The 19,845-nt window shown below is 63.3% G+C and carries 12 protein-coding genes; 7 read left to right on the top strand and 5 right to left on the bottom strand.

From position 1 onward, the window contains the following. The first annotated feature begins 77 nt into the window (after positions 1 to 77). A complete protein-coding gene (tagH, locus tag N5A92_RS03810) occupies positions 78 to 1,166 on the top strand; it encodes a type VI secretion system-associated FHA domain protein TagH (protein WP_260900517.1) in 1,089 nt (362 codons plus the stop codon). Between the two features lie 34 nt (positions 1,167 to 1,200). Here the strand turns inward: tagH and N5A92_RS03815 are convergent, their stop codons facing one another. Next, positions 1,201 to 3,786 carry an autotransporter gene (locus tag N5A92_RS03815; RefSeq protein WP_260900518.1) on the bottom strand — a complete coding sequence of 862 codons (2,586 nt, stop codon included), beginning with the start codon at positions 3,784 to 3,786 and terminating at the stop codon, positions 1,201 to 1,203. Positions 3,787 to 4,122: 336 nt separating this feature from the next. Between N5A92_RS03815 and N5A92_RS03820 the strand changes: the two genes are divergently transcribed. The 6 genes from N5A92_RS03820 to N5A92_RS03845 all read left to right on the top strand — a co-directional run bounded on the left by N5A92_RS03820 (position 4,123) and on the right by N5A92_RS03845 (position 15,193). Further along, entirely contained in the window at positions 4,123 to 5,577 is a 1,455-nt protein-coding gene (locus N5A92_RS03820) for a caspase family protein (RefSeq protein WP_260900519.1), read from the top strand. Positions 5,578 to 5,695: 118 nt separating this feature from the next. Continuing rightward, entirely contained in the window at positions 5,696 to 6,697 is a 1,002-nt protein-coding gene (gene icmH, locus N5A92_RS03825; protein ID WP_260900520.1) for a type IVB secretion system protein IcmH/DotU, read from the top strand. Continuing rightward, positions 6,697 to 10,203, top strand: a complete 3,507-nt coding sequence (tssM, locus tag N5A92_RS03830) for a type VI secretion system membrane subunit TssM (protein WP_260900521.1) — start codon at positions 6,697 to 6,699, stop codon at positions 10,201 to 10,203. The genes icmH and tssM overlap by 1 nt, the downstream gene beginning before the upstream one ends. Before the next feature lie 165 nt (positions 10,204 to 10,368). After that, a complete protein-coding gene (locus N5A92_RS03835; RefSeq protein WP_260900522.1) occupies positions 10,369 to 12,414 on the top strand; it encodes a serine/threonine-protein kinase in 2,046 nt (681 codons plus the stop codon). 11 nt (positions 12,415 to 12,425) lie between these two features. After that, complete coding sequence (locus N5A92_RS03840) at positions 12,426 to 12,899, top strand: DUF1036 domain-containing protein (protein ID WP_260900524.1); 474 nt, start codon at positions 12,426 to 12,428, stop codon at positions 12,897 to 12,899. Beyond that, a complete protein-coding gene (locus N5A92_RS03845) occupies positions 12,896 to 15,193 on the top strand; it encodes a M23 family metallopeptidase (RefSeq protein WP_260900527.1) in 2,298 nt (765 codons plus the stop codon). Before N5A92_RS03840 ends, N5A92_RS03845 begins: the two co-directional genes overlap by 4 nt. A 51-nt stretch (positions 15,194 to 15,244) precedes the next feature. Here N5A92_RS03845 and N5A92_RS03850 read toward each other — a convergent pair whose 3' ends face one another. The 4 genes from N5A92_RS03850 to N5A92_RS03865 form a co-directional block, all read right to left on the bottom strand. Then, positions 15,245 to 15,700, bottom strand: a complete 456-nt coding sequence (locus N5A92_RS03850; protein ID WP_313958380.1) for an OmpA family protein — start codon at positions 15,698 to 15,700, stop codon at positions 15,245 to 15,247. Positions 15,701 to 16,132: 432 nt separating this feature from the next. Next, positions 16,133 to 16,957 carry a class I SAM-dependent methyltransferase gene (locus N5A92_RS03855; protein WP_260900531.1) on the bottom strand — a complete coding sequence of 275 codons (825 nt, stop codon included), beginning with the start codon at positions 16,955 to 16,957 and terminating at the stop codon, positions 16,133 to 16,135. 91 nt (positions 16,958 to 17,048) lie between these two features. Beyond that, on the bottom strand, positions 17,049 to 17,732 hold the full coding sequence (locus N5A92_RS03860; RefSeq protein ID WP_260900532.1) for a hypothetical protein: 684 nt from the start codon (positions 17,730 to 17,732) through the stop codon (positions 17,049 to 17,051). 157 nt (positions 17,733 to 17,889) lie between these two features. Further along, entirely contained in the window at positions 17,890 to 19,566 is a 1,677-nt protein-coding gene (locus N5A92_RS03865; protein ID WP_260900533.1) for a LuxR family transcriptional regulator, read from the bottom strand. Positions 19,567 to 19,845: the final 279 nt, after the last annotated feature.

Below are 19,845 nucleotides of genomic sequence, written 5' to 3' on the forward strand. Positions count from 1 at the left end.
CATCCTGCTGGCTTTTCGAACTGTGCTAGAATAAGGCGGAAACGGCGGCAGGAAACGAACGTGGCGGGCGATTTCTGATGCATATCAGTCTGAGGATCGACAATGTCGACCGGCTGCCCGGCGGCGGTCCGCTCAGCTTTCAGGCGCAGGAGCGCAGTTTCGAGATCGGCCGCGAGAGCCGCGACTGGCGCTTACCTGATCCGAACAGGTTCATCTCCGGCCGGCACTGCGAAGTCCGCTTCGAAAACAGTGCATTCTGGCTTCATGATGTCTCCCGCAACGGAACCTTCATCAACGGATCCAGCCGGCGTCTGGAGACCCCGCATCGCCTCGCCGACGGAGATCGGGTGAGGATCGGCCCCTACATCATCTCTGTGTCCCTCTCCGAAGGCCGGCGCGAGCGTGTACTGGCACCCGGCGAGGGGGCCCGATGGTCCCAATCCGGGAGTCCCGCACGCCCGTCGGACCCCTTCTTCGGCGGTCAGGCAAGCCAGCGAAGGTTTCCGGGCAACAGCCGGCCGACGACACATCCGCCACCCGAGGAAAGCGGCATTGAAGGGGCGGCCCCGTTGACGCCGAACGCCTCCGGCCACCACGACACTGCCGATGTCTTCCTGCACATTGCCGTAGCAGCGGGCGTGCGGCCCGAGATATTCACAATGCGCGATCAGCGCGAAGTTGCCGCCGAGATCGGGGCGATCCTGCGCAACACGATCGATGAGCTCGCTGTGATGCTGAAGGCGCGTGCCTCCGCGAAGGTGCTCACGAGGAGCGGCCACCAGACAATGGTGGGGCCGGCCGACAACAATCCCCTGAAATCCGTTCCGGGATCCGAAGACATCCTGGAGATCATGTTCACACGCAACAGAACCGGATATCTCGACGCCAAGCGTAGCGTAGAGGAGGCGTTCAACGACCTGGAGACGCATGAATATGCCACCTATGCCGCTATGCAGCAGGCGCTGTTCCGGCTCCTCGAAGACCTTTCGCCAGAGGCCATAGAACGGAAAGTGCCCGCCGCCGTCTTCGCATCGCGAAAGGCTCGCGCTTGGGATGCCTTCGTCGCGACCTGGAAAGCCCGGGAGGACGCCCACGAAAACGGCATGCTTGACGTCTTCCTCGCCTATTTCGCAGAAGCCTACGCCAAGGCCGTCAAGCAGAAATAGCCTTGCCCATTCTGCCGCCGAGCATGGCGGAGGGTCAGAAAGCCATCTTGAGACCGATCTTGCCGCCCAGGGTGGAGGAGTCTGCCGAGAACTTGCCGCGGACCTCGCTGCTGACGGTCGTCCGCTGCGAGACCCGCAGGTTGAAGCCGGCCGACAGCGCGGCCGAAAAGTCCGCATCGTCGAAGGCGATCTCGCGGCCATCCAGAACGGAGGTGTTGCGATAGCCGAACCTTTGCTGTAGGTTCGCACGCGCATAGGGGCTGATTACCATGCCGTTTTTGAGCTTATAGTCGGCGTAGATGCCGGGCTCGAACTTAACCGCCCCGAACGATATCCGGCTTTCTCCAAAACGGTTGCCGCCGCTGTCAATATAGTCATCTCCCCTGAAGGTGACGCCCAGAAGTCCGCCCCGCAGGTCGAAGCGCACGCGCTCGCTCAGGGTGAAAATGCGGCCGACAGACCCCGTCACCGCGAAACCTTTGGTATCGTAACTGCCCGTGGTGTTCAGGACACCGTTCGTTATATCCGTCTCCCCCAAAAAGGCGGTAGCCGACACGAGCGCATAATTGAAACCCTGGCGGAAGAGCCCGTAGCCGCCGAACATGACGCTTCCATTGTCGGCGTCGCCAATGCGGTCGAACCCCTGGAAGGCACCCAAGCCGACATCGGTCGACGCATAGCCGCCGAACAGTCCGAGATTGAGCCCATAGCGGTCGTCGAAGCCGAAATGCTTTGCCGCGTTGAAGTCGAGGCTGATTGCGGCGGAGAAGTCGCTGGCATCGAAGCTTGGGCCCGGACCCGTCAGGCTGTTGTGGCTGATCGTGAAGCCATCATGCTCGACATGCGCCCACTGGCCGGAGGCGAAGACACCGAATGTGGGGGCGATCGCCACCATTTCCGCAGGCCCGAGGCCAAGAAGCGCGGCAATCGCGTCGTTGTTGATGCCGTAGAGGGTGCTCAAAACATTATCGACGGTGCTGACGTCGATGGCGTTCTGCGGGGCGGCGGCGACGCCAAAGAGCGCCGGGGTAACGCGGATGAATAATCCGTCGAGACCGGCGATCACCTCATAGGTGAAGAGCGAAGCTGTCGTGCCTGGCACGCCTGAAATGAGAAACGTGCCGTCGACCGGCCCGCCGGCAAGGATGATGGGGATGTCCGTCGGGCCGGTGAATGCCGGCGTGCCCAGTAGATTGACGAGGATGGTGTTCGTACCGGTCGCCGTCAACGTGTCGGCGACGAGTCGGTCCACCAGCGAGGTCTGCTGGTTCAGGTCGATGCCAATCTGACTGTCGCTGATCGCCAGCCCGCCGAGCGTCAGAACATCGCCCGCCACCCCGTCGATCATGTCGAGGGTCGAATTGGACAGCGTCAGATCTCCAAGGAGTCCGGTGTCGCCGTTGACGAAGAGGGTCGAACCGTTGCTCAGGCTCAGATTGCCGATACCGATCGTTCCCGTGCCGAAGCCGAGCGTGGAATTGTCTAGCGCCAGGCTGTCGAAGCCGGTGAAGACCTGTGTTTTTGTTCCGCCTCCGGCAAGATCCGTGTCTGTTATGCTGCCGACTGAATTCGTGCCACTGAAAAGGACATCATTGCGCAGGTCGAGCGGGTTCGGGACGACGGCATCGTCGATGATCAGTGTGTCGCCCGAGATGCCGACGATGTCACCGCCAATGGTGCCGCCGTAGAGGCGAACTGTTTCGGCTTCCACATCGCCTGCGATCGCGCCGCCCGAGACCGTGACCTCGTCTTCGCCCTCGTTTCCGCGTACATCCCCCTCGATTTGGCCGCCGGAGACGGCGATCCGGTCCGAACCCTCGTTGCCGGCAACATAGGAACTGATCGCGCCGCCCGAGATCGTGAGCGTGTCGTCGCCGCCGCCGCCGCTCACCGCTCCTCCCAGTGTGCCGGCGGTCATCTCGAAAACGTCGTCGCCATCCTCAAGGCCAACGGCATCGGGCCCCGTCTCGGCGTTGCCGTGGATATTTGCGGTTCCGGAGATCGTCACTATGTCGTTCTGGCTTCCGGCAAATATGGACCCCTCTATCGTGCCCCCGCTGACAGTAAACGTGTTGCCGCCGCCGAGGCCGTACAACGATCCGGTGACCGTGCCTCCGCTCATGATGAAGGTGTCGGCGCCCGGCGCATCCTCCGCGTCCTCACCATAGACACTGCCGTACACGGCGCCGCCATGCATCTCGAACCGGTCGGCGCCGGCGCCGAGATCGATATGGATTAGGTCCACCGAATTACCGACCGTGCCGCCGGAGATGACAACGGTGTCGTCACCGCCGAGCATCAGGATGAAGCCGGGGCTGGACAACAGGTTGTTGTCACCATCGACGGCTGGAGTTTCCGCGCCGTCCTCGCTGATGCTGCCACCCGTCATGGTCAGCGTATCGCTCGCATTGCCGTCGTAAAACTCAAGGTCTCCAAAAAAATACTGAGTGGCAAACGGCGCCGCCGCTGGATCGCCAGGCTCGCAGACGATGTCCACCCCGCCCGCAGTGTTCTCACTCGCCTCGCAGGCTTCGGCCCCTGATGAATAAAAAGATGATGCAGCGGCAACCGCCAGCCCGGACGCACCATACAGCCGAAGTGTCCAAGACCTGCCGATCATCGCTGTCCCCTTCCCGCCAGAGGCCTGCGCGCCAACCTTTCGTCACCTCTTCGGGTGTGGCCGCGCTTCAAAATACCACCAGCTGCAATCAGGCGCCACATTTCGCTCAGGTGAACAGAAAGGTGGGGTGCATATAGTGTTCGTTGGGATACACTTTCGCGGATCCCGCAAATGCTTTCCGCGCCCAAGTTAGCTCGCCCTATGCCGCGCTTCCATCTTGGTGTAGAATTTGTCCCGATCTTCGGCGCTACGGAGGTGGGTCTCCCCAGAGGGCGACACTGCTTCGCCGAAGAAATCGATGGCCTCAGGATTGCCGCGCGGGACGAGCAAGCTGCCATGCCCCATCTGTTCCTTCTTCATGTTTCGGCGTTGCTGCTCTTTTTCATGCTCGGCTCGTCTGGCGCTCGTGCGGCGGTCGAGGAAGAAGACGCCGCGCAGCCGCGAACGCGCATCGCAATCGTCATCGGCAACTCCGACTATCAGAGCGCAAGACTTGAGCATCTGCCAAACGCGACCAACGATGCGACGAAGCTGGCCGAGAGCCTGGAACGGCTGAATTTCGACGTTATGACGGGTACCAACCTTTCGGTCGAGGAATTCAATGCGCTTTTCGACGAGGCGGAGAGCAAGCTTCCCGGTGCCAGTGCTGTTCTGATTTTCTACGCCGGCCACGGCATTCAGTCTGAGGGCGAGAACTATCTGCTCCCCGTCGATACGCCCGATCCCGAAAGTCTGGAAAAACTGAAGGCCGGTGCCATCAGGCTCAACGAGCTGATTGCGCGCTTTGCGAACCGCGCTCGCCAGACGTTTATCTTCCTCGACGCCTGCCGCAACAATCCGCTCGGCAGCGGCGCGGGCGCGAGCGACGGTCTGGCGCAAGTCGAGGTAGGCGAGAATACCTTCATCGCCTTTGCCACACAGCCGGGCAATGTGACGGTAGACGGTGCCGGCGAGAACAGCCCCTTCACCGCTGCGCTCCTCAAGAACATCGAGATTCCGGGCTTGAGCATCTCCGACATGATGATCCGTGTGCGCAACGGAACGGAAGCGCTGACGCTCGGCCGACAGGTCCCGTGGGACCAGTCGAACCTGCGTGAGCAATTCTATTTCACCGAGCAGCAGGTGCTTGATCCGGTGCAGCTCAGCGCCAGCCTTTCGCGCATCCTGTCAGACCCCATCGCCAAGGAAAAGCTGCAGGTCGAGCTTGCCTCCAATGACCTGCAGACCGCGGTCCTTATCGTCGGGCAGACGCTTCGATCGGTGGAAATTCCCGAGGATGCGCCATCCGGCCTAGCCGGCACCCAGATCGCCAGCCTTTCGCACGAGACACTCGAAGGTGCCCGCCAAAGCGTGGTGTCCGGCATTGAGACCCTCATCGTTGGCAGGACCGCCACCGAGGATGACAGCAAGAAAGAAAGAATAGAGCTTGCCCGCAGCGTGCAGACGGAGTTGAGGCGCCTTGGCTGCTATCGTATGGGCGTGGACGGCATCTGGGGCAAGGGTTCGGTTCGCGCGGTAACGGACTTCTACAGGAACACCGGCCAGTCCGTTTCGAGCACCGAGCCGACTGTCGAACTCCTTGGCGACCTGTTTCTGCGCTCCGGCCGCATCTGCAAGGAACCCGTCATCGTCAGGAAGGCCGCGCCCGAGAAGGTTGCCTCGGGTGCCGGCGAGACGCGTAACAGCCGGCCCGGCGGCCGGAGCACCGGAGGGCATTCCGAACCCGTCCGCCCACCTGCGCCCCCTCCTCCCGACATCAGCGGCGGGATAGGTATCGGCGGTGTGTTCTAGGCAGTGCGGACCATGTGATGCGGGGCGCCCGGAAGCAAGATGAAGGGGGTATGACCACCGTACACCCATCGCGGGACGGTGCCTGTGGTAGATGCCGCGGACTGCCGGAAGATCGCCCATGACCTCGAATGACGATCCACAGGGCGAAGACGGCAAAACCATTATTCGCCCGAGCCGCCGGAACCAACCGGATCGCGCAAGCCGGACGCCTGACGACGGTACCCTTTCGCAGCACGGAGGCTCCGGAGCGACGGTATTCGATCCTGGCCTCGCGCAGCGCCCTCCGGCAGGCTGGCAGACGGGTACTGTGATCTTTCAAGGCCCGCCTTCCGCTGACAGCCTCTCATCTCCGGCGCCCGATGCGGTGCTCGCCGTTCCCGACGGCTTTGCATACACCTCCGCCAATCCGTTCATCGCCGCCGCCGCACCCGTCTTGGTAATCCTTGGCCGTCTGCAGCTTGCGTCGTCGACCAATGCCGACCAGGCGGCACTGGCAGAACGCATTGCACGTGCCATTCAGGATTTCGAACATCGGATCTCCGACGCGGGTCTTTCTGATGAAGACATACGGATGGCGAAGTTCGCGCTGTGCGAGACGGCTGACGATGTCATCGCGCATCTGCCGGACACGGATCCGAAGGGCTGGAAAGAACACGCGATGCTGCCGCGGTTCTTCCACTTGACAGCATTCGGCACCGGTTTTTTCCAGGCGTTGAACAAGGTGCTAGCGGACCCGGACCGGCACTGTGATCTCATCCAGTTCATGCACGCCTGCATGTCGCTCGGCTTCGAAGGTCAGTATCGGGGGAGCGTGCGGAAAGACCATGGCATCGATCGCGTACGCCGCGACGTCTATGAGACGCTGCGCTATTTCAGACCGCGGACCGAGGAGGATATCTCGCCGCGCTGGAAAGGTTTGGCGGAGGAAGCACCAGACACCGCGTCGCGCACACCCCTGTGGTCGGTCGCAGCCGGCCTGGCCGTGCTGCTAGTCGGCGGCTACGTCGTCCTGCGTGTGCTCATTGCCGGCGACGGCGAGGCCGTCGTGCAGAAACTGCTGGCGCTCAACCCGGACACGCCTGTCACCATCGAGCGCGCAAGCGTCTCGAGGCAGCCATGATGAGTTGGCCTCTGCGGATGGCAGCAGCAGCGGCACTGACAGCTCTCATCGCCGCACTCTGGCTGGCCGGGCCGATGATTGGTTTTGGCGATGTCCGACCGCTCGAGCCTGCCTGGGTGCGCGCTGTATCAACCGGCGTTCTCCTTGTCGGCTTCGGTACCTACTGGATCTTTCGTTTCCTGCAGATACGGCACTCGCACGAGGCGCTGATCCCGTCCGCCCGCAGCGGCGCTAATGGCGGTGATGCGCCTGAACTGCAGACGCGCATGGCGGAAGCGGTGGCCAGGCATCGACGGGCGCGGGGAAAGCGCGGCTTGCGGGAAATCCCATGGTATCTCGTCATCGGTCCGCCGGGCAGCGGCAAGACGACGGCACTGGCCAACTCGGGCCTGAAGTTCCCCTTCGCTGGCCCGGAAGCGGGCGACAGAACGCAAATATGCGACTGGTGGTTCGCCGAGGATGCCGTGCTCGTCGACACGCCGGGGCGCTATACCACCCAGGGCGGCGATCCGCGCAGCGACAACCAAAGCTGGCTCGCCCTCCTATCGCTTCTGAAAAGACATCGCGGCCAGTGGCCCATAGACGGTGTCATACTCACCTGCAGCCTCGAGGATCTGATGATCCTCGACGACCAGGGGCTAGGCGCGCACGTGGTCGCCATCGGCAACAGACTGCAGGAAATCGAAGAGCATCTGCAGAGCGGATTTCCGGTCTATGTGCTTTTCACGAAGGCTGATCTGGTCGCCGGCTTTGTGGAGTATTTCGGCAGCTTCGATCAAGACCGCCGACACAAGGTATGGGGCACAACATTTGACGCGGGGGAAAACCTAAAAACCTTGCTCAAGCAAATCCCGGCGGAGTTCGAAGCTCTCGCGGGACGCCTGGCTGAAGAGGCCACCGACCGGCTCCAAGAGGAGCGGGATTCCGCCGCCCGCATTGCGCTCTTCGCCTTCCCGGCACGGTTCGGCCTTCTGAGGGAGCGCGTCACCGGCTTTCTCCGCTCCATCTTCGAACGGGGCAAGCACGGCGAAGACGTGAAGCTGCGCGGCTTCTACTTTTCTTCCGCCACCCAAAAAAGCCCGGCAATCGACCAGGTGCTACAGGATGCCGCCGGCGGCTTCGCCCGCGTCAACGTTCCCGCTCACGCCTCGAAGGACGGCGAGGGCTTCTTCCTCAACGATCTCCTGAGCAAGGTCATCTTCGCCGAGGCTGGCCGGATACTCCAGGACCGCTTTGCAGCACGACGCGCAGCGACATTGCGCTATGGCGGCCTAGCGGCGATAGCGCTGGTTGCTGCCGGCGCGCTCGGCATGTTGGGATGGAGCTATTCAGCCAACAGCTCCCTCATCGCACTCACCGACGAATCCGTCGAGGACCTGCGGCACGGATCGGAACAGCTGCTTGCCAGCACGACGGTCGCCGACGCGGACCTCGAAAACGTCATCACCGTCTTGCAGACACTGCGTTACCTGCCCGCCGGCTTCGAGACCCGGGACCTGCGGGCACCGATGCATGAAACTTTCGGCCTCAGCCAGCGCGAGCGCCTCCGTTCGGCGTCGATCACCGCATACCGGCAGGCGCTGGAGCGTATGTTCCGCTCGCGCCTCCTCCTTCAACTCGAACGGACCATCGGCGAAAGGATGGTCGATCCCATCGAACTCTACGAGCCGCTGAAGGTCTACCTCATGCTTGGTGGGCAGGCGCCGAAGGTGGACGACGTACTTATCGTCGCCTGGATGCGCAGGGATTGGGAGGAAAACCGCTACCCGGGATCGAGCAACCGCGAAGGCAGGCTGGAACTCGAAAAACACCTGCGCGCCATGCTCGAACTCGATGACGGCAGAGAACCGTCCTTCGCGCTCAACCGCTCGCTGGTCGAGGCCGCGCAGCGCTCGCTCGGGCGGTTGACGCTGGCAGAACGTGCCCGCGCCCTGATACGCTCCGCGATCTATTCGGCAGGTCTTGAGGATTTTTCGCTGGCCGCAGGCGGGGGGCCGGAAGCCGGCCTCGTGTTCGAAACGGTCGATGGCAACGATGTGGCGACCCTCACCGTGCCCGGCCTTTACACCTATGAAGGATTCAACAGCTTCTACCTGCCGCAGCTGGCCGGTGTCGCGCAAAAGCTGACCGATGATCACTGGGTGATCGGCGACGGCGGCGAGCAGGGTATGGAGCGGGAGTTGCCGCGGCTCGGACCCGAACTCCTGGCCCGCTATGGCAGGGATTTCGGTGATGCGTGGAATGCCGTTCTCAACCGACTGAAATTCAAATCCCTGTCAGCCGACGGGCCGCAGTATCTCGCGCTCTCGGCCGCCGCCGCGTCGGACTCGCCCCTCAAGCGCCTTTTCGAAGCAGTCGCCAGCGAGACGGCTCTGGCGCGGGCGCCGAGCGTGGCAGCGAACGGAGAGGCTGCGCAAGAGACGGCCGAGCGCGCAAAGGGTCTCGCCCGCATCGGCATCCAGCTCCCCACGAGCAAATCCCAAAATCGCGCGGGCGCGGCCTTCTCGGGCGCGAACCAGCTTCCCGGGGCAAGCGTCGAAGCCCAGTTCAGGCCCTATCACGCGGTGGTCAGCGGCCCTCCCGGTCAGCGCCCGATCGATGTCCTGGTCCACAACCTGCACGACATCCACCAGAGTCTTCAGCTCGCCGCCGCCGTCCCGGGTCAGGCTGAACGCGCGAACGCGAACCTGCAGCTGCAGATCTCCAGCCTGCGCACCAATGCCTCCCGACTTCCCAAGGCGATGTCCAGGATGGTCCATGAGGCAGCTGACGAATTCGAGGGCGATGCCGCGGAAACGTCCATCGCCAAGCTCAACCAGATGCTGCAGGAGACGGTTACCGATCCCTGCCAGGCAACAATCGACAACCGGTATCCCTTCGCCAAGGGTAGCACGGAGGACGTGCCGTTGGCGGACTTCGTCAGGATGTTCGCGCCCAACGGTGTGATGGACCGGTTCTTCGCGCAGCATGTCGCCCCGCTCACCGATCTCAGCAGCCAGACCTGGCAATGGAAGCAGGGCACGCGCCTGGGCCGCGAGCTTTCGGTCTCGGCGCTGAAGGCGTTCCAGCTCGCTGCCGAGATTCGCGACGCATTCTTCCCGCCCGGCGCCTCTGCTCCGGCGGTCGACATCACCTTCACGCCGGTTTCGCTGAACAGCGACGCCGAGATGGCGCTTCTGGATGTCGACGGCCAGTTGCTCCAGAGCTACCAGTCCGGCAGCGTTCCAGGCACAGTGACATGGCCGGGCAGCGGCATGTCCTCCGGCAGCGCGAACCTGAGCCTGACGCCTGAACTGCCCGGCAGGGAATCGGCAGTTCGTTTCCAGGGCCCATGGGCACTGAAGCGGCTCTTCGATACGGCCTCCATCACCCGCAAGGAGGACGCGGTGGAGGCACAGTTCGTGATCGGCGGCCGCGACATCGCCTATTCGATCACGACGCGCTCTTCAGACAATCCGTTCCTCCTGCCCGCGCTCTCCAATTTCCGGTGCCCAGCGGAGTTCTGACGGCGCACCGCCAAGCCGCGAATTTCTATACTCTTGCGCGCCCCTGTGGCAGACTGCGGGACGCAGGCAGGGTGGCGACGAAGCGTGAGGAAACGCCGGGAAGACCTTCCCGTTCTTTCCGCCGCCGTCGCATCGCCGGCAGCCGCTTGGCGGAGGGCGGGTTTGATGAACTCCGATGACAGAACCCGGGTCTTGCCGGGGATGACGAGCGCGACCGTGGGCACTCAGCTCAGCGGCATCTATGAGCTTGACGAACGCATTGCCTCCGGCGGCATGGGCGAGGTCTACCGCGGCCACAACATCCAGACCGGTGACGACGTCGCCATAAAGATCGTTCTGCCGGAATTCGCCCGCGACCAGACGATGCTGTCTTTGTTCCGCAAGGAAGCCTCCATACTCAATCATCTCTCGCATGATGCTGTCGTGCGCTACCACGTCTTCACGGTCGATCCAGGCATCGGCCGGCCATATCTCGCCATGGAGTTCGTGCGCGGCCAGTCGCTGTTCGACGTCATGCGGCGTGGGGCGCTTCCGGCCGAACAGGTGCGCAGGTTGTGCCACCGTCTCGCCTCGGGCCTCGCCGCCGTTCACGAAGCGGGAGCGGTGCATCGCGACCTTTCACCGGACAACATCATCCTGCCGGAGGGCCGGGTGGAGAGGGCCAAGATCATCGACTTCGGCATCGCGCGCTCGGCGACTGTCGGCGGCGAAACGCTGATCGGCGGCAAGTTCGCCGGCAAGTACAACTACGTCTCTCCCGAGCAACTCGGCCTTTACGGCGGCGAGGTGACGGAACGCTCCGATATCTACAGTCTCGGCCTCGTGTTGGTGGCTGCGCTCATTGGCGAACCCCTTGACATGGGAGGATCGCAACTCGAGGTGGTGGAAAAACGCAGGATCGTGCCCGACCTTTCCTGCATCGCGGGCGAACTTCGGACGATCATCGAGGCGATGCTGCAGCCCGATCCCGGCGATCGGCCGGCGAGCATGGCGGAGATCGCCTGGATGACGCGTGACGACACCGTCACCGGGGCTCCGGGCAATCCGGCCCCGCCCTTCGCAGCGGTGGACCCGGGTCGGGAGCCATCGCCGGCGGGAAGCGAGGAGTCGGGCTTCGTCCCCCATATATCGCCCCGTTTGCCCCGCCCACCAGCAGCTCCCGCACATGCCCCGCCCCCGCCCGCCACGACCGGGCAATCATCGGGCAGGAGAGACATAGCGCTTGCCGCCGTGGCCGCGGTCATCATCATTTCCGGCGCAGGCGCCTATCTCGCACTCCGACAGCAGGCGCCTGCCCCGCAGGTGGAATCGTCATTCGAAGCCGCTCCCGAAGTCGCCGAGCTGGCCGTGGCCACCGATCAACCGCCCCCACCTTCCCCTACGGCGCAAACGGAAGCGCAGGATTCTCCGGCATCTCCGGTCGAGGAGGCCGGAATCGCGCCGTTAGAATCTCCGGCACCCGCCGCTCCTGATACGGCGCTCGTTGAGCCGGAAACGGCGAAACCGCGGAACGACAGCGGGACGGCGACGGCAATGAACATTCCCAAGATTGCGGTTCCTCCGCCGGAAGCCATCGACGACGCCGCCGAGCGCATATCCTGGCTGCGTGACTACCAGGGTGGTGCATGCTTCTACGCGACGGCGACGACGGTCACCGACAAGACTGTAGAGATCGAGGGTTTCGGAACCACCGTCGAACCTTTCAAGGCGCTTCTCGAGGCCTTCCAGGCCGAGTTCGACATCGAGCCGGATATCAGCGTCAGGCTTATAGAGCCGGCGCAGTGTGCCGTGACCGACTTCCTGCACGCTCTCGGCGGCACCAAGGCCGAGAAGCCGGAGTTCGTTCTAGACCGCACGTCGGTGCCGAGCGGCCTGCCGATCAGCGGCAGACTGGAAACACGCACCGGGCTGCAGTCAAGCCTGCTTCTGATCGACAACGAGGGCATGGTATACAACCTGGACAAACGCCTCTCCCCCGGGGCGGGCGAAGCAACCTTCAGTATCCCGATCAGCCTTGATGGCGAGGGCCGCGCAGCCGGAGCTGGTGTGCCCCAGATCATGTTGGTGATCACCGGCGCCGGCACGGTTCAGGCCGCTGCCTTCTCGGAACCCAGCCCGGCGGGTACCACGCTTCCGGCGATCCTGGCGGAGATCCGGGATAAGGGGATGAACATGTCCGCGACGGCCAAATATTTCCGGCTCGGCGGATAGCATCAGGACAGATGGAACATCGCCACCCTCCCCGCTTCTGTCGATCCACGGAGTCCCGCTCCGCCACCCTCGCCCGCTTGGCGCCCGTCGCGCTCGCCGTTGCCCTACTGGCCGTCCTCTGGCCGGAGCGCGCCCGCGCCGAATTCACTGTCTGCAACCAGACGCTCGACGTCGTGAACCTCGCCGTCGGCCAGGAGGTCGACAGCGCTTTTCAGACCAACGGCTGGTGGACCGTGGGGGCCAACCAGTGCGTAAACGTCATCCGGGAGGAGCTGGCGAACCGTTACATCTACATCTATGCGACGGATGTCTTCGGACAGCCGATCCTGAACGGCTCCACCGAAATGTGCGTGGAGCGTCGGCGCTTCACCATCCGCGGCATCGAGGACTGTTGGCAGCGCGGGCACATTGCAACACGCTACTATGAGGTGGACACGCTTGAGCAGGTGCGCTGGACGCTCTTCCTGACAGAGAGCGGCCCATGATGCACGGGATCGACTCCAGTTTCCGATTGCGGAAAGAGGCGCTCTCCGCGCGGCGCTCGCGGATGAGGCGTCACAAGATCGTCGCCGGCCTCTTGGGGCTGCTTTCGTTTGCTGCCGCTGTCTACATGATGGCCGAGTACTGGCTGCCTGGCGACGAAGATGAGGAATTCAATGTCGCCGAGGGCATGGGCGAGCTACCAGCTGACGCGCCGGTCTATGTTCCCGCTATTGTTGACCTTCCGGGCGACCCCATGTGGATAAACTTCGAAAAGGGCACAGAGAAGAAAGGTCGGTCGATCGCTCGGCCGGCGGAGCTTGCGGATCCGGGCATATCGCCCCGCGTCGAGATTCTGGCGGATGCCATGCTGAGCTCCAGCGAACGCTTCATGACGACGATACCTTCAACGCAGGAGGACTTCGCGTTCTTCCAGGCGCAGCGAGCTGTGGTGGCAGGGGCTCCCGACGTCGGCTCCGATTTTCAGCCTTCAGGAGGCGTTGTTTCCGGTGAAACGGCGGAAGCCATCGCCGATTCCGGGGCCGGCTGGAGTGAAACCATCGACAAAGGCGAGGTCAAACTCCCTGCTTTTCAAAAAACTGAGATCGAGAACAACACAAGCGTGGCGATGACCGTCGACGAATCGGAACGAAGCGTAACGACCGACGACATCTTCGTCAGGGTTCTCAGCAAGCGAAGCCTGGAGAGCGTCGTTCTGGACGAAGATTTCGATGCCGGGGAAGCGGAACGCGCCGAGCAAGCCATGATCGCCCTCTTCGGCCTCGAGAGCCTTGAGCCCGGCTACGTCGTCGCCCTGCGCGGATATCGTCCCTCCCGGCAGACGCGTCCGCCGCTGCTGATGCAGGTCTCTATCTACACCAGGGACGCCTTCGTCGGCACGCTCGCACGCAACAGCTCCGGCGATTTCGTGTTGGGGGCCGATCCATGGGTGCGCAACGATCTATTCAACTATTCCGGCGTTCCGCAGGACGACACTCACAAGCGCCAGTACCGCTTGCTCGATGCGATCTACTCCGCGGCCGCCCGCAACAACGTCCCGACCGGCGTGATAGGCGAAGCGATTATGTATCTCTCGCGCGGCGAGGATCTCAACGCCTTCGCCACAGAGAGCGACCGGCTGGCCCTCGTCTATTCCCAGACCGCGCGCGGCGACGACGGCGTATCGGGCCGGGTGCTTTATGTGGGCGTCCACGGCGCGCAGAGGAGCTTGGAATGCTTCGTCTTCCGGCAGGACGACGGCAACTACGCCTGCATTACGCGGGAAGACCAGATCCATTCGCTGACCGTCACCAACGGCATGGTCACGCCCGTGAACGGGGTTTTGACGTCAACATTCGGGCCGCGGAAGCACCCCATCCTGAAAACAGTCCGCATTCACAAGGGAGTGGACTGGATGGCGCCCGTCGGCACCCCGGTCTTCGCCGCTTTCGATGGCAAGATCACCTTCCAAGGCAACGGCGGCGGCTATGGCAATCTGGTCAGGATCGCCCATCCCGACGGTCGCGAGACGCGCTATGCGCATCTGCAGCGCTTCAATTTGAAGAACAGCGTCGGCACCGCCGTCAAGGCTGGCGAGGTCATCGGATATGTGGGAACGACCGGTCTTTCGACGGGCCCGCATCTTCACTTCGAGCTCTATCAGGCGGGCTCGGCCGTCGACCCGCTCGGCACGGGGACGGCGGTCGCGTCGGACGATTCCGCCGTGGAAGCGCTGACGGCACGCATTATCCAGGTGGAAAGTGGCGGCGACATACGGGCCAAGAACCCCAAGTCGTCGGCGACAGGCCTCGGCCAGTTCATCGAACGCACGTGGGTCCGGATGATGAATACCTATCGCCCGGATCTTGCACGCTCGCTCTCGCGCGAGGAGCTTCTGGCCCTGCGTTTCGAACCGACCATCTCGCGCGAGATGGTGCGCAATCTCGCGCGTGAGGGCGAGGCCTACCTGAGGGTGCGCGGTCACCAAATCACGGCCGGCCGTCTCTATCTCAGCCACTTTCTGGGAATGGAGGGGGCCCACAAGGTGCTTTCGGCACCCGGCTCAATGCCGCTCGTCGCCGTCGTTGGGCAACAGGTGATAGCAGCCAACTCGTTCCTCACCGGCAAGAACGTCGCCTACGTCGTCGACTGGGCGGAGCGGAAGATGCGCGGCCATGCGGCGCCAACCGCGCCGCAACCCGCTTCGTCCACTAGGGAGATTAGGGTGTCATCGCCCGAATTCGAGAAGTACAAGCAGGCGATCGTCCAAATCCTGGACGCCACGATGAGCGCCCTTTGAGGCCAAAGAGCGTTTCACGATCTCTCGGCCGCGCACGGCCCCGAGCGGTCTCTACTGGAGATTAATCTTCATCTCGACCCGTCTGTTCACCGGGTCGTATGGGTCATCCGCCCGAGGATGCGTTTCGCCCATGCCGACGGGCTTGAGCCGCGAAATCTCCACGCCGGCGGAAAGCAGATATGCCGTCACCGACCGCGCCCGCTTCTGCGAGAGCTCATCATTGTAGCTGTCTGCGCCGGATGCGTCGGTGTGGCCTTCGACGATAAAGGAATGAGCCTGCAGTCTGTTGTCCTTCAGCGCCTTGGCAAATTCGTCGAGCGTTGTTTGCGCATTCGATGTCAGATCGGCAGAGTCCAGATCGAAATTGATGAGCATGTCGAGCCCTGTCTGGGCCGGCGCATCGTTCCCGTTATTGCACTCGTCTTCCGTGCCCACGCAAATCCCGCGCGATACGCCGAGATCAGCCGCGTTTGCGAAAAACTCAACGATGTCCTCTGAAGTCTGCAAAGGTTCGGCCGACGCATTCGGTGTGACAAGCGCCGCCGCCAACAAAAAGACTGAAGCACTTCCCCGCACTGCGGTGCCTCCAGCTTGCGAAGTCCGATCTTTGCAGCAGATCGAAAGGAAAGTATTTTAGTTCCGGGCCTGCAGCCTGTCAACGCAACGAGTCGTGGTCCGTTCAGTGTGAATGCGTGTGCCATTCCGGACCATCAAGGACGCCACTGTCAGGCGCTTCCACTATGAGAGTTACGAATCGATAATTCGCTATCGATGCATCGCGGGCAGCTCGAAAAGCCGAAATATCCCGGTAGATTTGAACGGTGTCGTCCTGCTCCAAGAGGACTGCGCCTTACCCCAGGCGGCTCGTTGCTGCGAGCGCGCCTGGAGGCAGCCGTCCTTTCATTCGCTCCGCGAGTAGCATCGCTCACATTCAGGAGCCTATTTCAGCGCAGTCGCCGTCGTCATGCCCACTTGAAGCGACATCGAACCGTCGACCACAAATTCCTGCCACTGCGCACAGACATCGCGCTCCAGCGCCATGCGCTTGGCCTCATCTGCCTGAGCCGCCGCTTCGGCAATCGGCGTGCTGTTGATGTATTGCCACAGGAAATCGGCGGGTGCCGGGAGACGAAGGATCTTGGGCTTCGCCTGAACATCGACGTCCCGGAAGCCGGCGCTGCGCATGAGTTCCGCAAGTTCATCGACATCGTGCATCGAGAAGACAAGATCACCGAACGATGCGGCTTCCGAGCTGAAGTTGCGGGCCAATGCATCCGTCATGACCGCGAAGATGGGCGGCTTGGGCCCGGGCACGGTGACAAAGGCACGTCCACCCGTATCCAGCACCCGCCGCATTTCGCGCAACGCTGCCAGCTTGTCCGGGATGAACTGAAGTCCCATTTGGCAGAGGACCACATCGAACGCCGCATCCGGAAGCGGCATCGACTCGGCACTTGCCTCGTGCCAGTCGATCGAAATATCCGGTGGGGTCCGCGAACGGGCCACCGCCAACATGCCGGGATTCACATCCAGGCCGGCAACCGCGCCCGTGGCGCCGACGCACTCCGCCGCGAGCCGCGTCACGACCCCGGTTCCACACGCGACATCGAGCACGCGCTCGCCCGGTTGGAGCCTCGCGGCGGCGATGAGATCATCGGCCACCGGTGCACCGATGGAAGGGACGAAAAAGCGCTGATAGTTCTCTGCTGGGCTTCCTCCAAAGGACTTGCCATACACTTGCTGAGTCATCGTCAGTTCCTCCATTTCCTGGGACTTCCCAAGCCTCGAGCGTTGGCCGCGCAAACGCGGAATTCCCCAACACATCGGAGATCGACCTTTACGGGCGGGCATTGATCTAGGCACCGGAGGGTGCATCGCGCCGGTTGGCGGCATGGTGCGTTTCCGCCCTGACGAGGCCGGTTCCGAGCCAGAGGAGCCAAAGACACATCAGGATCGAGGAGGCGACCCAGATCGGTCCACCAAAGCCGATCCCCGCCCAAGCGTTGAGCACCCAGCCGATGAAGGATCCGCAGGCGGCGACAGCCGCAACACCTGCCGCCCAGACCGGCGTTGCCTTTTCAGCAGTGCGTGTCTCTTCTCCCGCGATTACCGCAACTGCCAGTGCGAGGGCGGCAAATCCGTTGGCGCGTCCTTCCGAGAACGCCCACCAGGCGGCAAATGCCGCCTCGTCACCCGCGACCGCAACATGCGTGACAGCGGTTGCCTCGGCGACGGCCGTCGATGACGTCCAGAGTGCGCCGATGGCGAACATCCCCCAGGCAAAGACCGTGAAGGGGCTTTCCGCCAAGCGCGTGCGGGCGCCCAGCAGGATGATGCCCGCCATCGCGAAGAGCGATAGCCCCACGGCTGCGAACCAGTGCGCGAGTTGCCAGCGCAGTGATTCCGCTGCAATGACCGCCATCATGTCTGAGAGACGAGGTTCAGGCGCACCGTGAATGACGAAAGTGATGATTAGCATGACCGCCCCGAGGGCGAGTGCCGCGCCGGCCGCCTGTACTGCTGCAGACTTCTGAGTCATTGTCACATTCATCCGGCCGGCCGCTGTCGAAGGGCGGACCGGATGCTCCCTGTTGGATGTCTTTGGGGAGTCTAGATCGCGGAAGGCCCACCTAACTTCGGCAGAATTACCCAAAAGCAGCCAAGCGGTCGGTGGGTAGAATCACCCACAGGCGACTTCACATGAGATTGTGCCGATAGGCGTAGGCCGTCGCGGCTGCACGCGAGGGAAGGTCGAGCTTAGTGAAGACGTTCTCCAGATGCCGGTCGACCGTACGCACGCTGACACGGAGTTCCTCCGCGATCGCCTTGTTGGTCTTTCCCTCTGCGACCAGCCTCACGACCTGAAGCTCCCGCGGGCTGAGCCCGTGCGCAGGCGCTTTTGCCGGCTTGCTCAGAAGCGCCTCGACCCGCGCCAGATCCGGCGCAGCACCAAGCCGGTGGAAGGTGGAGCATGCCGTGTCCAGCTCCATGAAGGCGCCGTCATTATCGTCAAGCGAACGGCAGGCAAGGCCCATGAGCACCCGCGCCCGCGCGGCCTCATAGGGCTCCTCGACCTGCAGCCAGACCGCTAGAGCCCGGCGGGCGAAGCCCAGTGCTGACCGCGCGTCGCCGTCGGCGAGCGCGACGGCAGCGCCCGCCTGCGCGGCGATCGCCTTGAGTACGGGCGCGTCGATGGTGTTTGCAAACTCCTGCAATTCGTCGGCAGCGCGGTGCGCTTCCGCCATCTCGCCCGCCTCCAATGCGATCTCCACCCATGCCGGCAGAAGCCGCGAACGGCGCAGGGGCTCGCCGACAGCGTCGAGAACGCGGCGCATGGCAGCGACCGCGTCGGCCGTACGCCCCTGCACGAGGCGTAGGAGGGAAAGGCCCGGTTGGGGCTCGAAACCGTGCCGGTTGGCCTCACGGTAGTCCTCTTCCGCCGCGGGAAACTCGCCGCGCAGGCGGTGGATCTCGGCCCGTTCGTAAAAGGCTTCGCCGGGAGGCTGCAGTTCGGTGCCTTCGCAGATCGTCATGCAGACGCGACCGGTCTCCGCGATCGCGTCGTCCCATGCGCCGCCATGGCGCATGATCTGGGCACGATGGACGAGGCAGGCCCTGGTGAAGGCGACAAGCTGCGGCTGCTCAGCGCACCAGCTTGTGAGAGCCGAGGTCCATGCACCGGCGCGGTCGAGCGCATAGACCTGCCGGCAGGCCTCGATGACGCTGCAATAGACGAGGCCCGTCATGATAGGCGACAATTCGCCGGTGGTGACCGCCGCCATCGCCTCGTCGAGAAGTGCCAGCCCTTCCTCAATGCGCTGCTGGCGGATAAGGGCCTTGCCCTGCAGATGGCGGGCGCACGCGCCGAGATCGGCGTCCCCGAACCGTTCGCCTATCTCGACGGCGTGCGCTGCCGTGGCAAGGGCCTTCTCGGCGTCGCCCGCATGAAGATGCTGCTCTACCAGCGGCAGGAGGAGATAGCCCTCCTCCACGCAGGCGCTCTTCTGGTGCTTCAAGAGCCGCTGCGCGCGGCCGAACCATCCGCCTGCCGGTCCCATCTCGCCGCGAAAGGCGAGCTCCAGGCCGAGCCAGAAGGCACAGCGGATTGCACGCGCCGCGTCGCCCGCCTCGGCATGGGCTTTATGCGCGCGGTTGAGAGCGCCGAGATACTCGTCGTCGCGGCCGATGAGATAGGCGGAGGCGGCAAGGCGCTCGAGATCCTCCGCGTCGAGCGGGGCGTGCTCGACGGCATGCCGGAAATAGCCGTGGGCGTCGGCCCAGGCACGTCGCGCGTACGCTTTGCGCCCGCGATCGAGAATCCGGGTCGTTTCGGTGTCGTCGGAGCGCGTTTGGCGTGGATCGGGGCTGGCCATCTTCCTCCGTCCATTCACGGTTAGCATAGCAGAAAAGGAGAAAACGCGCGAACTTGAGCCTTCCGTGCCATAAGCAGATGTCGCGCCGGGATGGCGACAATGAACGCCCGCCTCCGCGGCTAGCTGGAGGCGACCGCCGCCGCCTATCTGCCCGCGCGGGCCTGTCGACCAAATCGTCCTGCAATCCGAAGAATCCAACGCTGCCAATGCGAAAACACAAAACTCCGCCGAGGATCCTCGACGCTTTTTGCTTTCTGCGGCAGCGCGCGTCGGAACGCG

It is taken from the genome of Chelativorans salis (assembly GCF_025336525.1).
In the GTDB taxonomy this organism is placed as follows: Bacteria; Pseudomonadota; Alphaproteobacteria; order Rhizobiales; family Rhizobiaceae; genus Chelativorans; species Chelativorans salis.

What these genes read in the sequence shown, in the direction of transcription:
- tagH (WP_260900517.1), top strand. Translation starts at nt 78, where the DNA reads ATGCATATCAGTCTGAGGATCGACAATGTCGACCGGCTGCCCGGCGGC.
- N5A92_RS03815 (WP_260900518.1), bottom strand. Translation starts at nt 3,786, where the DNA reads ATGATCGGCAGGTCTTGGACACTTCGGCTGTATGGTGCGTCCGGGCTG.
- N5A92_RS03820 (WP_260900519.1), top strand. Translation starts at nt 4,123, where the DNA reads ATGCCCCATCTGTTCCTTCTTCATGTTTCGGCGTTGCTGCTCTTTTTC.
- icmH (WP_260900520.1), top strand. Translation starts at nt 5,696, where the DNA reads ATGACCTCGAATGACGATCCACAGGGCGAAGACGGCAAAACCATTATT.
- tssM (WP_260900521.1), top strand. Translation starts at nt 6,697, where the DNA reads ATGAGTTGGCCTCTGCGGATGGCAGCAGCAGCGGCACTGACAGCTCTC.
- N5A92_RS03835 (WP_260900522.1), top strand. Translation starts at nt 10,369, where the DNA reads ATGAACTCCGATGACAGAACCCGGGTCTTGCCGGGGATGACGAGCGCG.
- N5A92_RS03840 (WP_260900524.1), top strand. Translation starts at nt 12,426, where the DNA reads ATGGAACATCGCCACCCTCCCCGCTTCTGTCGATCCACGGAGTCCCGC.
- N5A92_RS03845 (WP_260900527.1), top strand. Translation starts at nt 12,896, where the DNA reads ATGATGCACGGGATCGACTCCAGTTTCCGATTGCGGAAAGAGGCGCTC.
- N5A92_RS03855 (WP_260900531.1), bottom strand. Translation starts at nt 16,957, where the DNA reads ATGGAGGAACTGACGATGACTCAGCAAGTGTATGGCAAGTCCTTTGGA.
- N5A92_RS03860 (WP_260900532.1), bottom strand. Translation starts at nt 17,732, where the DNA reads ATGACTCAGAAGTCTGCAGCAGTACAGGCGGCCGGCGCGGCACTCGCC.
- N5A92_RS03865 (WP_260900533.1), bottom strand. Translation starts at nt 19,566, where the DNA reads ATGGCCAGCCCCGATCCACGCCAAACGCGCTCCGACGACACCGAAACG.